Below are 13,151 nucleotides of genomic sequence, written 5' to 3' on the forward strand. Positions count from 1 at the left end.
GGACATGGAGGGCCGCACCATCGTCATCCGCACGGTCGACGACGTCATCGACGCCCGTGCGGTCACCACCGTCTTCCAGCCGATCGTCCGGCTCGACTCCTGGAACCACCGGCGCTTCGAGGTCGCCGGCTACGAGGCGCTGACCCGCGGCCCGGCCGGCACGCCGTGGGAGGAGCCGCTGGCGCTGTTCGAGGCGGCCGCCGAGCGCGGGCGGCTGGCCGAGCTCGACTGGGTGTGCCGGGCGACGGCCTACCGGGCGGCCCTCGACGGCGGCCTGCCGTTCGGCCTGACGCTGTTCGTCAACGCGGAGACGGCCGCGCTCGGCGAGCCGTGCCCGCCGGACCTGGCCCCGACGATCCTCGATGCCCAGCTGCGGCTGCGGGTCGTGGTCGAGATGACCGAGCGGGCCATCGGCGATGACCCGTCGGCCCTGCTGACCGCGGCCGAGGCGTGCCGCGGGTCGGGCTGGGGCGTGGCCCTCGACGACGTCGGCGCCGAGCCGGCCTCGCTGTCGGTCATGCCGTTCGTACACCCGGACATCGTCAAGATCGATCAGCACCTGACCCAGCGCCCCGCCGGCCCGCAGGCGGCCCGGGTCGTCAACGCGATAGTCGCCTACGCCGAGCGCGCGGGCGCCGCCCTGCTGGCCGAGGGCGTGGAGACCCGCGCGCACCTCGACGCCGCCCTGGGCATGGGGGCCACGCTCGGCCAGGGCTGGCTCTTCGGCCGCCCCGGCCCGCTGCCGCCGGACGTGCGCAGCCGCGCCGGCACGGCCACCGTCCCGTTCGTCGCCGCGCCCGCGGCCCCGGGCGGGCGCACACCCTACGAGCTCGTCGCCGCCCGCCGGCCGACCGCCGAGGCCACGAAGCGGATGCTGCTGCCGCTGAGCCACTACCTGGAGGCGAAGGCCCGGGACCCGGACGAGCCGCCGATGCTGCTGGCCTCGTTCCAGGAGGCGCGCTACTTCACCGCGCTGACCGCCCGCCGGTACACCGCGCTCGCCCGCGACGCCGCTCTGGTCACCGTGCTCGGCACCGATCTGCCGAGCGCCCCGGTCCCGGGCGTCCGCGGGATCGCCCTCGCGGCCGACGACCCGCTGCGCGGCGAGTGGAACGTCATCGTGGTCGGCCCGCACTTCGCCGGCGCCCTCGTGGCCCGGGACCTGGCCGACACCGGCCCCGACATGCATCGGCGGTTCACCTACGCGCTGACCTACGACCGCGGCCTCGTCCTGGACGCGGCCCGTGCGCTCCTGCAGTGGATTGTGCCAACATAGGCGTTCATGAAGCGGCTCACGGCGCTGGTAGCCATCCTTGCCCTGGCGCTGAGCGGCTGCGGGTCCGGCAAACCCGACAAACCCCAGAAGCCCGATCTCAAGGTGCGCGTCGAGCTCACCCAGGGCCGCGTCGACGAGGTCCGGCACACCGTCCAGATCTCCATGCACAACGACGGCCCGGCGAAGCTCGTCGTGCAGCAGCTCGAGCTCAAGGCCCCGTCGTTCAAGGACGGCGCCGGCCCGGTGAAGGCCGACGCCTGGCTGCCGCCGGGCGGCCTGCAGGTGGACGTCCCCGTGTCCTACGGCACCGGTATCTGCACCGGCGACGACCTCAAGCCGCGCGCCGCCGCGTCCACCGTCGAGATGCGCGTGCAGACCGAGGACGGCCGGGTCACCGACGTGACGGTGCCCGTCGCCGACCCCAACCCGATGCTCGACAAGCTTCTCGCCATCGACTGCCAGCAGGCGTACCTCGACCGCCAGGCGACGTTCACCTTCGGCCCCTGGACCCACCTGCCCAGCGGCTGGGTCGACGGCACCGTCATCGTGAAGCGGACCGGCTTCAAGGGCACGATCACGCTGCAGGAGTTCGTCGGCTCGATCCTGCTCGAGGTGCTGCCGACGCCGCAGCGCGAGGCCACCCCGAAGCCGTACGCCGTGCTCCAGCCGGGCACCGACGAGGTCCGCATCCCGATCATCGTGGACGGCGAGCGCTGCACCCCGCACGCCCTGGCCGAGATCAAGAAGCCGTACGTGTTCCCGGCGTGGGTGAGCCTCGACGGCGGCCCCCTGCTGTACACGGAACTCAAGATCACCGATGCCGAGGTCGCCGCGTTCAAGCCGGTCATCGATGCCTGCGCGGCCGGCCACACGCAGATGTGACAACGGCGCGGTGACGCTTCTTTAAGCCAGCTTTAGGCCGGTTGCACGCTGTGAGCCCTGGTGACATGCTCCCAGCCATGTCTGAGGCCGGTCGGCGGGTCCGCGCCGCCCTCCCCGCGGTCGCCGTGCTGGTCCTCGCGACCCTGGCGACCCTGGGCCTGTCGACGCTGCTCGGGTTCGCACCGCTGCCCCCGGCCTGGCGGCTGGTCCTCGTGTTCGTCCTCGCCGTCCTGCTCGCGCTGGCCGCCGCCGACCAGGTCCGGGCCGCCCTCACCGGCTGGGAGGGCGCCGCCGCGGCCGAGTGGGGCACACACCGCCGCCCCCGCCGCAGCCTCGTCACCGGAGACATCACCCAACCGCAGACATTCCACAGACAACGCCCTTCGTGGGTACGTCTGGTCGTCGCCGGCACCGCATTCCTCGCCCTCGCCGCGCTGCTGTGGGTGTCACAGGTCCCCGGGCACGCCGCCGCCCTCGCGGCGGCCTCGTTCCTGTTCGGCTATGCCGCATACGCCCTGCCCGTCCTGCCGCTGCTGTTCGCCTGGCCGCTGCCCCGCCTGCCGCGCGAGCCCTGGCCCTGGCGCATCCTCGTGGTTCCCGTGGCCGACCGCCGGCTGTGGCGCTCGTCGGAGCTGACCGTGCTGGGCGTCGGGACCTGGCACTTCCTGCGCGAGCGGGTCCTGACCCGGGCCACCGGCATCGCCGTCGCGCTCCTCGGCCTGCTGCACCTGGTCCGCGGCAACCCGCACGTCGCCGACGGCGGCACGGCCCGCGCCGGCGGGCTGCTCGGCTTCCTCATCGCCGAGCCGCTCTCCCTCGCACTGTCGGCCGGCGGCGCGATCGCGCTCCTCGGCGGGGTCCTGGGTGTGGCCGCGGCCGTCATCGCCGCCTCGGTGGGCCGGGCCTGGGGCACCGTCACCGGCTACGTCGCACTGGCCCTGCTCGTCGCAATGCCGCTCGGCGCGGTCGGAGCCGGCCACTGGTACGGCTTCGAGTATTACCTGCGCACCGAGAACGGCCACGTGGTCGTCGTCGCCGGCCTCTCCCCCACCCACCGCCAGGCCGTGCACGACACCGACCTGGCCGTCGACGGCCTGTCCCCGTCCCTGCGCCAGCTCTTCGCCGAAGGCCTGCCGGTCGCCGACTACGCCGACGGCGAGCGGATCGCGAAGGCCCTGGCCGCCCCGGCGACGGCCGCCGCCGACAGCTACGCGGGCGAGCAGTTCGACCTGAAGGCCGGCGAGTGCTTCGACTGGATCGGCGGCTCGACCCAGCTGCGATACGTGGCCCAGTGCAACGCCGCCCACGTCGGCGAGGTCACGTTCGTCGGCCACCTCCCGTTCACCGTCGACCCCGGCGCGAAGGCGGTGGACACGGCGACGCGCGCGATGTGCGAGCAGTCGTACGGTGACTATCTGGGGGTACCGTTCGGCCAGTCGTTCCTGCCGCTGGAGAAGCCCCTGCTGCCGCCGGGCCTGGACAAGGCGTGGCACGTGAGGCCCGTCATCGCCTGCTGGCTCGGCTCGGTCGGCCCCTGGCCGCTGAAGGGCACGAAGACCGTCGCCGCGCTGCAGCAGAAGTCGCCCTGGGGCCCGTCGGGCGGCTGCAAGATCGAGGTCCCCGACGCCCTGCGCATCACCGCCGAGCAGCCGAACGCCCGCTGCCTGGCCCCCGGCCCCGACCAGCGCCTGACCGTCCCCGGCGCCGGCTTCAACATCGACCTCGAGTTCGCCGCGATCGGCAAGACCGCCGGCGGCGCCCGCATCGGCGCCGGCTGCTTCGACGGCGCGGACCTGGCGAACGGCTACAGCTTCGAGGTCAACGCCGACGGCCTGATCGAGATCTACAAGCACGCGGGCGACCAGCACGCCCGCCTGGCCGCCTCGGCCAAGCCGAAGAACGCCGCCCCGCCGACGACCGCCTCGACACCGCTGCAGGTGACCTGCAAACCGGCGGCCGACGGCGGCGTGGAGCTGACCGCCTTCTCAACCGGCAACCGCAAGGCCACCTTCGTGGACAAGGACCACCCGTTCACCTCCCTGAGCCCCCGCCTGCTCCTGACCAACGGCACCTCCCCCGGCGTCGTGATGACGACCATGATCTTCAGCGCCACCCGCCTCTGACCCCGCCGCGGCTACCGGCCGGCCGCCGGGGCGGCCGCGGTCCCCCGCCCTACGCGGCGCTGACCGCCGGCATCACCAGGAGCAGCTGGCCGCCCGGGCGGGTCGACATGCGGACCGGGAGGGCCATCATGCGCCCGGCGCGCATCAGGACCGTGGCCGTGTCCAGGTCGGCCACGCGCAGGCCCGGGGAGCCGTTGCGGGCCGGGCCGGAGACCATCAGGACGCCGCGCCAGGCGGCCTCGGCGAGCTGGCGGGAGTGGCGCAGCTGGCGGTGGGAGCGGGGCTCGGTGGGTACCGCGCACAGGTCCGCGTACCCCTGAGCCCAGGCGCGGTCCAGGAACTGCGGCGTCGACGGGTCCGCGAAGACCCGGAAGATCTCGTAGCGGTGGCGGTTGCCGGCCGTGTAGCGGTGGACGCTCGCGGTCTGGCCCGCGGTGGTCAGCAGCTCGGCCAGGCGCTCGGCCGCCACCCCGCGGTTGAACTCGGCAAGCACGCCGTCGAGGGAGAGCGGCAGGGACGCCGACGAGGACGAAGATCGTGCCCGGGTGCCCCCCAGCGCCCGGGCACGGCCTCCTCCTCCACACACCCCCGTACATCGCACCAGCACGGCCGCCTCGAACGCGGCGACGGTCGAGGCTCGGTAACGCTCGCCGCTCGACACGATGTCCACCGCATAACCGTCGCCTGTCCAAAAGCTCCGCGGGAGAGGCGGCCGGGGTTCCTTGAGGAACTCTTGAAGGTGAGCCTCCCGTACGATGGGCCAACGATGCGGGTGATGCTGGTTGAAGACGACGCGCGGGTGGCGGCCGCCCTGGCCACGGCCCTGCGCCGGCGCGGGCACGAGGTTGTGCACTGCCCGACCGCGCAGTCCGCGCTCGATACGTTCGCGGGTGAGCCGTTCGATCTGGTGCTGCTCGACCTCAACCTGCCCGACGGGGACGGGATCGAGGTCTGCCGCATCCTGCGCCGCAAGGACGAGGGCGTGGCGATCATCGCCGTGACCGCGCGGGCCGAGGAGCGTGACCGGGTCATCGGGCTGCAGACCGGCGCCGACGACTATGTCGTGAAGCCGTACTCCATGGCCGAGCTCAACGCCCGGATCGAGGCGGTGCTGCGGCGGGCCGCGCGGGCCGCGCCGCCGCCGAGCGAGATGCTCACCGTCGGGACGGTCACGATCGACGTGGCCGCGCGCCGGGTGGTCGTCGGCGACCGCGAGGTGGCCCTGACCCGCAAGGAGTTCGAGATCCTGGCCGTGCTGGCCCGCACCCCCGGCACCGTCGTGTCCTACGACCGGCTGATCCTCGCCGTCTGGCAGACCAGCTTCGTCGGGCGGCACACGCTCGACGTGCACGTGGGGTCACTGCGAGCGAAGCTCGACGTGCCCGGGCTGGTGCAGACGGTCCGCGGCGTCGGCTACCGACTGGCTCCGTAGCCCGCCATGAGAGTCAGACTCGGCGCGGTCTAACTCGTCCTGCTGCTGCTGGTGTTGGCGGCGCTGGAAGTACCACTGGCGATCAGTTTGGCGGGAAGGGACACCCAGCGGCTCGTGGCCGACCGGCTCGCCGACGCCACGCGGTTCGCCACGCTCGCCGAACCCGCGCTGCGCGACACCGACACGGCCGAGCTCGCGTCCGAATTGACCAGGTACGACGACGTCTATCACGTCGGCGCGGTGGTCGTCGACCAGGACGCGCACCAGGTGGTGAGCTCGCGGCCCGACCTGCGGCTCGACGACGACGCGCTGCGCCAGGCCCGGCGGGCCCTCGAGGGCCGGGAGGCGAGCGAGGACGGCACGGTCTGGCCCTGGCGCACCGATCCGCTCGTCGTGGCCGTGCCGGTCGGGCGGGGCGGCGAGGTGATCGGGGCCGTGGTGACGGTCTCGCCGGTGCGCACCAACGCCAACGGGGTCGGCAGCTCCTGGGGCATCCTGGCCGGCGGCGGGCTCGTCGTGCTCTTCGCCGGTATCGTGGCCGCCTGGTCGCTGGCCCGCTGGACGCTGCGGCCGGTGGCCGAGCTCGACTCGGCCGCCCACGAGCTCGCCGCCGGCGACCTGACCGTGCGCGTGCCGGCCGCCGACGGGCCGCCGGAGCTGCGCCGCCTGGGGACCGCGTTCAACGAGATGGCCGCGACCGTCGCCGACTCGCTGGAGCGGCAGCGCTCGTTCGTGTCGCACGCGAGCCACCAGCTGCGCAACCCGCTCACCGCGCTGCGCCTGCGGGTCGAGGACCTCGGCATCGACCTGACCGAGCCGCAGGCCATCGAGGGCCACCGGCTCGCGGTCGAGGAGACCGAGCGCCTCGGCGAGGTCCTCGACAGCCTGCTCGCGCTGGCCCGGGCCGAGCGGGGCAAGTTCGACCTGACCGACTTCGACGCCGGCGAGACGGCCTGGGCCCGGGTGCTGGCCTGGCAGCCGGTGGCCGCCAAGAAGGACATCACGCTGCGGTACGTCCGCCCACCCCGCCCGCTGCGCGCACGAGCCGTCCGCAACGCCATCGACCAGGCCCTCGACGCGCTCATCGACAACGCCGTCAAGTTCTCCGGCCCCGGGACGACGGTGACGGTGCGCCCCGGCGCCGACGACAACGGCGTGGCGCTCCACGTGATCGACAACGGGCCGGGCCTGACCGAGGAGCAGCGGGAGCAGGCCACCGAGCGCTTCTGGCGGGCGCCCGACGCGCAGAACGTCGAGGGCAGCGGCCTGGGCCTGCCGATCGTCGCCGTGCTTGTCGACGCGTCGGCCGGCCGGTTCGACCTGCTGCCGAACGAGCCCAGCGGCCTGCACGCCCGGGTGTGGTTCCCGAGGGCGCTGTAGGCCCCGTCCTACGCCTTCTGCGCGCGGTAGTACCTGATCGCGCCCGGGTGCAGGGCCAGGGGCGGCGTGGAGATCGCCGAGCGGATGTTGAGCCGGGCCGCGGCCTGGTGGGCCTTGGCCAGCTCGTCGCGGCCCTCGAAGAGCAGCCTGGTCACGCCGTACGCGAGCGGCTCACTCATCGTCATCCGCACCACGAGGTAGTTGGCGATGCCGATGGCCACGGTCGCGGTGATGCCCGTGTACGTCGAGGCCGGCACCACCCGCTCCGCGTAGTAGTCGCCCCACTGCGAGCGCAGCGCCTTCACCGGGTCGGCCAGGTTGAGCAGCCGGATCGGGAACTCGCGGGCCAGGTCGGCGATGGCCGAGACCGGCAGGCCGCCGGAGAAGAAGAACGCCTCGACGTCGCCGTTGCGCAGGCCCCGCACGGAGTCGTCGAGGCCGTACTGCGCCTCGTGGACCTCGATGCCGGACACGCTCAGCACCCGGCGGGCGGTGATCGCGGTGCCCGAGCCGACGCCGCCGATCGAGACCCGGCGGCCCTGGAGGTCGTGCAGCTGGGCGATCGGACCCTGGGCGGCGACGACGACGTGGATGTGGTCGTCGTAGAGGCGGGCCAGGGCGGCGAGCTGGCGCGGCTGGGCCTTCTCGTGCGAGTCGGTGACGTCGGCCTGGGTGAAGGCCACGTCGGCGACGTCGTCCAGGACGTTGCGGACGTTGATCTCGGACGCGGCGGTGGTCAGCACGCTGGCGTGGACGTTCGGGAGGTACTTCTTGCACAGCTCGGCGATCGCGCTGCCGTAGCGGTAGTAGACCGCGCCCGGGCTCCCGGTCGCGATCCGCAGCTCGCCGGCGGCCTCGGCGCCGTCGGGGTCGCAGCCGGCCACGACCGCCAGGGCGGGCAGCGCCAGCAGCGTCCGGCGCCTCACGACGCCAGCCCCAGCAGCGGCCGGAGCGCGGCGATCGTCGCGTCCGCGTCCCGGTGGTGCAGGGTGGTCATGCCCAGGGCCCGGGCCGGCTTGAGGTTGCCGGGGAGATCATCGACGTACGCACACGCCGCGGGAGGCAGCCCGACGGCTTCGGCCCCGAGTGCGTAGATCTCCGGGGCCGGCTTGCGCAGGCCGACCTCGCCGGAGATCACGACGCCGTCGAAAAGCTCCACGAGCACTTCGCGGTCGTACCGGTCCACGCCCCACGAGTTCGAGATGAGCCCGGTGCGGATGCCGGCCCGGCGGGCCGAGCGCACGAACTCCAGCATCGCCGGGTCGTCGCCGGCGTCGCCCATGAGCCGCCCGATGAGCCCTTCGGGGGCGATGCCCGGCCCGAGCAGCGCCGCGAACCCGGCCTCGAACTGCGCGTCGGGCAGCGTGCCGTCCTCCAGGCCCGCGAGCAGCTCCCGCGCCGACGGATCGGCGCGGAAGAGCTCGCGGACGGTGCCGGGCGGCAGGCCCTCCCGGGCGCAGAACGCGTCGAACGACGCGAACACGTCAGAGGTCAGCACGCCGCCCCAGTCGACAAGCAACCCGCGCAGAGTCATGCCCCGAGACTAATCAACTCCTGGCCGTTTCCTCGACCAGCCCGAGCACCACTTCCCGGTGCGAGGCCCCCTTGCGCTGCCGGGTCGCCGACGTCCCGCGCGAGCGCAGGGCGTCGAGCAGGTCGATGGCGGTCTCCCACTCACCGCGCCGCTCCAGCGCGGGCCGGACGTGGCGCATCAGGGCGTCGATGCGCACACCGGCCGGCACCGCGGTGCGGGCCTGCGGGTCCACCAGGTGGCCGCCGATCCCGGAGCGGGCGGCCCGCCAGGTGGCCGCGCGCAGCAGGACCTGCGGCGCCTCCGGGAGGGGCCGGCCGGCCTCGTCCTCCTCCGCGGCGATCGTGACGAGCCCGCGGGCCAGCGCCGCGAGCAGTATCACGTCGTCGATGTCGGGGCAGGAGTCGGCCACCCGGATCTCGACAGTGGGGTACCTGGCCGACGGCCGGGCGTCGAAGTACACCATCCCGGCGTCGCTGATCACGCCGCTCTCGACGAGCGTGTCGACGACCCGGTCGAACTCCGCGGCCGTCGCCAGGTCCGGCGGCGGCCCGACGGTGGGCCAGCGCGAGGTGACGATCGTGCGGTAGGAGGCATACCCGGTGTCCTGATCCGCGAAGTACGGCGAGGACACGCTCAGGGCCAGCAGGGTCGGCAGCCAGTCGCGGATCCGGCGGGTGATCCGCACGGCCAGGTCCCGGTCCGGCACGCCGACCTGCACCTGACAGGCGGCCACCTGCTGCTCGTCGACGAGCTGGCGGTACTCCTGGGCCATACGCTCATAGCGCTCGTTCGGGTACACCCGGCTGGCCGTGCTCCCGGAGCCGGGCACGCTCCCGGCCGCCACGATCGCCAGGCCGTGCCGCGCGGACGCATCGACGAGCGACTTGCGCTTCTCCAGCAGGTCGGCCCGCAGGCTCACGAGGTCCGTCTGGACCGCGCTCGCCGTCTCGACCATCGAGCGGTGCAGCTCCGGCTCGGCGTCGGCCGTGCGCAGCACCCGGCGGGCCGCCGGTTCGAGGGCGCCCGTCTCGGCGTTGACGACGTGGAACTCCTCCTCGACGCCGATCGTGTCCCCGACGGCTACCACCGGCCGTGCACCGACTCACGGATGAGCTCGTCGTAGATCGCGGCGACGGCCGCGTGCGTCTCCGGTGACAGGGGCGCTGCGGCGGCCGCCTCGGCGTTGCCGCGGGCCTGCTCGCCGTTGCGCGCGCCGGGGATGACGGCCGAGACGGCCGGGTGGTCGATGATCCAGCGCAGCGCGAACTGGGCCATCGTCAGGTTTTCCGGCTTCAGCGCGCTGAGCCGGCGCACCGCCTCCAGCCCGGTGGTGTAGTCGACCCCGGAGAACGTCTCGCCCTGGTCGAAGGCCTCGCCATGGCGGTTGTACGTCCGGTGGTCATCGGCCCCGAAGGTCGTGTGCTCGTCATAGCGGCCGGAAAGCAGTCCGCTCGCGAGGGGCACCCGGGCGATGATCCCGACCCCGGCCTTCTCGGCCGCCGGCAGGACCTCGTCGAGCGGCTTGAGCCGCAGCATGTTGAAGATGATCTGCACGCTCGCCACGTTGGGCCGCGCGATGGCCGCGAGGGCCTCCTCGGTGGTCTCGACGCTCACGCCGTACCCCCGGAGCCGCCCTTCGGCAACCATCTCGTCGAGCACGTCGAAGACCTCGTCGTCGGCGTAGACGGCCGTCGGCGGGCAGTGCAGCTGCACCAGGTCGAGCGTGTCGACGCCCAGGTTTTCGCGGGAGCGGTCGTTCCACGCCCGGAAGTTCTCGCGGTTGTACCGCTCCGGCTCCTGCGGCACCCGCCGCCCCATCTTTGTCGCCACGGTCACCCGCGCGCCGTCGGGCAGCGACCGGACGAACTGCCCGACGATGCGCTCGCTGCGCCCGTCGCCGTAGACGTCGGCGGTGTCGATGAATGTCACGCCGTTCTCGTAGGCCGCGGCGAGCGTGGCCAGCGCCGCGTCCTCGTCGACGTTGCCCCAGTCGGCGCCGAGCTGCCATGCGCCGAGTCCGACGACGCTGACGGGGACGCCGGTGCGCCCCAGAATCCGTTCCTGCATGGGAACGACTCTAGAGCGCACCGGATCAAGCCGCCGGGTTAGAAGACCGGGGTCCCCTCACGGACGAGCTTCCAGTTCGCCACGTAGAAGTCGGCGGGGTTGATCGAGCCCTTGGCCTGGGCCCAGTCGATGAGCAGCTGGCGGATCTCCTGCTGCGCGTTGTACACCTGCGTCTTCACGATCCCGGGGAAGTTGCCGCCGCCGGAGCGCCGGTAGTTGTTCACCGCGACCACGAACTGCTCGGCGTCGCCGACCGGGGTGGCGGTGCCGGGATGGACCAGGCGGGTGATGCGCTGCCCGACCGGCTTCGAAATGTCGATGTCGTACTCGACGCCGGAGATCGCGTCGTAGTTGTAGTCCGGCACCGCAGGGTCGCTGATGTTCGCCGGGTCGACGGGCGCGCCGACGGCCAGGGTCTTGAAGTACTTGGCCGAGTACTCCAGGTAGGCCCGGACCTCCGCCCCGGAGAGCACCACGGCTTCCAGGGTGTTGTCGTAGATGTACAGCCCGGCGACGTCCTTGATCTTCACCTGCCCGGCCGGGAAGAGCGCGGTGCGGGAGAACGGCGCCGCGATCGACAGCACCGGCAGGGTCGCGTACTGCCCGCCGGCCAGCGCCGCGGCCACGGTGTCGGTCTGGACCTTGTTGATGTAGTCGAGGATCGGCGTGTCCTTGTACCGCGACTCCGCCGCCGACAGCTCCTCGGTCGAGTTGGCCACGACCTGGTTGACGTAAGTGACCGTCTTGTTGTGCTGGGCCTGGACCGCGGCCAGGACGACCGGGTCGGGCGCGTAGGCGTTGGTGTTGATGGTCGTGGCGGCCTTGGTGGTGATCGTCCAGCGGCCGTGCTCGCGGGTCAGCTGGAAGTCCATCCGGGTCACCCGCTGCCCCCACTTGGACGGCTCCGACAGCAGCACCTGGGCGCCGGTCGCGGTGTTGGTGACGAACCGCTGCGGGATGTCGTTGTGCGCGTGCCCGAACAGGATCGCGTCGATGCCCGGCACCTGCGCGGCGATGAGCGCCGACGGGTTCTCGTTGGGCAGCTCGGGGCCGTAGCTGGAGGTGCCGCTGTCCCCGCCGTGGGCCGAGATGAGCACGATGTCGGCGCCCCGCCGGCGCATCTCCGGCACGTACTTCGCGGCGGTCGCGACCATGTCGTCGAACCGCAGCCGGCCCTCGACGTTGGCCCGGTCCCAGATCGCCACGCCGGGGTTTGTCAGCCCGAGGATCCCGACGCGCAGATTCGGCGCGCCCCGGCCCAGATCGACCTTCTTGATGAGGTACGGCGTGAAGGCCGGACGGTTCGTCCGGACGTTCACCGCGTTCGCGGCCAGGGCCGGGAAGCCGAGCTGGCGGATCCAGAGGTCGAGCAGCGGCAGCCCGTAGTTGAACTCGTGGTTGCCCAGCGTCACCGCGTCGTAGCGGATCACGTTCATGGCCCGGGCCATCGGGTGCCGCTCGTGCGTGGTGGTGATCGGCTCCTGCTTGGCGTAGTACGTCGCCAGCGGGGTGCCCTGGATCGTGTCGCCCGCGTCGAGGACGAGCGTCGCCTTGCCCCGCCGCTCGGCCCGGATGCCGTTGACGACCGTCGCGACCTTGGCCAGGCCGACGTCGTTGTGGGCGCTGTCGTCGTACTCCGCGTCGCGGTAGTAGTCCCAGTTGTAGACGTTGCCGTGGGTGTCCGAGGTGCCCAGCAGGGTCAGGTCCCAGGTCCTGGGCGTGGGGTTATGCGCCTCGGCGTGCTCGGTGGCGATGAACGGCGCGGCGGCGGCCGCAGCGGCCGCGGCCAGCACTCCACGCCGGGAGAGGTTGGTCATGTCGAGCCTTCCATGGTGGGTCAGCGCGCCTCGTGGGCGCCCTCCGCACCATAACGGCTCATCAATGCACCGAGACCCTTGAGATACACCTCGCGATCGACCCTTCCGGCCAGGACGCGCTGGACGATGTACCCCTGCACGAGCCCCACCATCACCGCCGCCAGCGCCGCGGGGTCGGCCGCCGGGTCCACTTTGGCGGCGAGCACTGCCGCTTTGTCCCGGATCCGGCCGTATATGGCCCCGACGAGGTCCGCGAACGCCGGGTCGTACGCCGCCTCCCCCCAGACCTGCACGGCGATGCGCACCGGGCCGTCCTCGCCCAGGTTCCGGTCCACCTGCGCGAGCAGCTCCGCCATCACCACCGGCATGGTCGGCGGCGGCTCCTGCTCCAGCAGGTGCTCGAGCGTCCCGACGATGGTGCCGACCTTCTCCTCGGCGATGGCCCGGATGAGCTCCGCCTTGCTGGAGAAGTACCGGTAGAACGCCCCGACGGAGAGCCCGGCCTCCTTGATCACGTCCTGCATGGACGTGTGGTGAAACCCGTTGCGCACGAAACACCGCGCCGCCGCGTCGAGAATCTGCTCCCGGCGGGCGGCGAGATGGGCGGCGGACACACGGGGCACGCTGCCGATTGTAGGTT

At 72.7% G+C, this 13,151-nt stretch carries 12 protein-coding genes; 5 read left to right on the top strand and 7 right to left on the bottom strand.

What is annotated here, in order from left to right; all coding sequences use genetic code 11:
* Positions 1-4: 4 nt before the first annotated feature.
* From Dvina_RS42690 to Dvina_RS42700, 3 genes are all read left to right on the top strand, one after another.
* Positions 5-1,276, top strand: coding sequence for a sensor domain-containing phosphodiesterase (locus Dvina_RS42690; protein WP_223096267.1), 1,272 nt, complete (start codon positions 5-7; stop codon positions 1,274-1,276).
* A 6-nt stretch (positions 1,277-1,282) separates the two neighbouring features.
* Entirely contained in the window at positions 1,283-2,158 is an 876-nt protein-coding gene (locus tag Dvina_RS42695) for a hypothetical protein (protein ID WP_223096269.1), read from the top strand.
* Positions 2,159-2,235: 77 nt separating this feature from the next.
* Positions 2,236-4,281, top strand: a complete 2,046-nt coding sequence (locus Dvina_RS42700; protein WP_223096280.1) for a DNA translocase FtsK 4TM domain-containing protein — start codon at positions 2,236-2,238, stop codon at positions 4,279-4,281.
* A gap of 49 nt (positions 4,282-4,330) precedes the next feature.
* Here the strand turns inward: Dvina_RS42700 and Dvina_RS42705 are convergent, their stop codons facing one another.
* Positions 4,331-4,951 (bottom strand): hypothetical protein, encoded by a 621-nt coding sequence (locus Dvina_RS42705; RefSeq protein ID WP_223096282.1) that lies wholly within the window; start codon positions 4,949-4,951, stop codon positions 4,331-4,333.
* 96 nt (positions 4,952-5,047) lie between these two features.
* On the opposite strand from Dvina_RS42705, the gene Dvina_RS42710 reads away from it, so the two are divergent.
* Both Dvina_RS42710 and Dvina_RS42715 read left to right on the top strand, forming a co-directional pair.
* Positions 5,048-5,713: a response regulator transcription factor gene (locus tag Dvina_RS42710; RefSeq protein WP_223096284.1), complete on the top strand. Its 666-nt coding sequence runs from the start codon at positions 5,048-5,050 to the stop codon at positions 5,711-5,713.
* A gap of 51 nt (positions 5,714-5,764) precedes the next feature.
* Positions 5,765-7,093, top strand: coding sequence for a sensor histidine kinase (locus Dvina_RS42715; RefSeq protein ID WP_425516491.1), 1,329 nt, complete (start codon positions 5,765-5,767; stop codon positions 7,091-7,093).
* An 8-nt stretch (positions 7,094-7,101) separates the two neighbouring features.
* Here Dvina_RS42715 and Dvina_RS42720 read toward each other — a convergent pair whose 3' ends face one another.
* From Dvina_RS42720 to Dvina_RS42745, 6 genes are read right to left on the bottom strand one after another with little or no spacing between them, the layout of a single operon-like run.
* Positions 7,102-8,019 carry a TAXI family TRAP transporter solute-binding subunit gene (locus Dvina_RS42720; protein WP_223096286.1) on the bottom strand — a complete coding sequence of 306 codons (918 nt, stop codon included), beginning with the start codon at positions 8,017-8,019 and terminating at the stop codon, positions 7,102-7,104.
* The gene (locus Dvina_RS42725) at positions 8,016-8,627 is read right to left on the bottom strand and encodes an HAD family hydrolase (RefSeq protein ID WP_223096288.1); all 612 of its coding nucleotides are present in this window, start codon (positions 8,625-8,627) and stop codon (positions 8,016-8,018) included. The genes Dvina_RS42720 and Dvina_RS42725 overlap by 4 nt, the downstream gene beginning before the upstream one ends.
* Positions 8,628-8,640: 13 nt before the next feature.
* Positions 8,641-9,714 (bottom strand): carboxylate-amine ligase, encoded by a 1,074-nt coding sequence (locus Dvina_RS42730; protein ID WP_223096301.1) that lies wholly within the window; start codon positions 9,712-9,714, stop codon positions 8,641-8,643.
* Entirely contained in the window at positions 9,708-10,694 is a 987-nt protein-coding gene (locus Dvina_RS42735) for an aldo/keto reductase (protein ID WP_223096303.1), read from the bottom strand. The genes Dvina_RS42730 and Dvina_RS42735 overlap by 7 nt, the downstream gene beginning before the upstream one ends.
* 38 nt (positions 10,695-10,732) lie before the next feature.
* Positions 10,733-12,511, bottom strand: a complete 1,779-nt coding sequence (locus tag Dvina_RS42740; RefSeq protein ID WP_223096305.1) for a bifunctional metallophosphatase/5'-nucleotidase — start codon at positions 12,509-12,511, stop codon at positions 10,733-10,735.
* Between the two features lie 20 nt (positions 12,512-12,531).
* Positions 12,532-13,134, bottom strand: coding sequence for a TetR/AcrR family transcriptional regulator (locus Dvina_RS42745; RefSeq protein ID WP_223096307.1), 603 nt, complete (start codon positions 13,132-13,134; stop codon positions 12,532-12,534).
* Positions 13,135-13,151: the final 17 nt, after the last annotated feature.

This window comes from Dactylosporangium vinaceum, from assembly GCF_019904175.1.
GTDB lineage: Bacteria > Actinomycetota > Actinomycetes > Mycobacteriales > Micromonosporaceae > Dactylosporangium > Dactylosporangium vinaceum.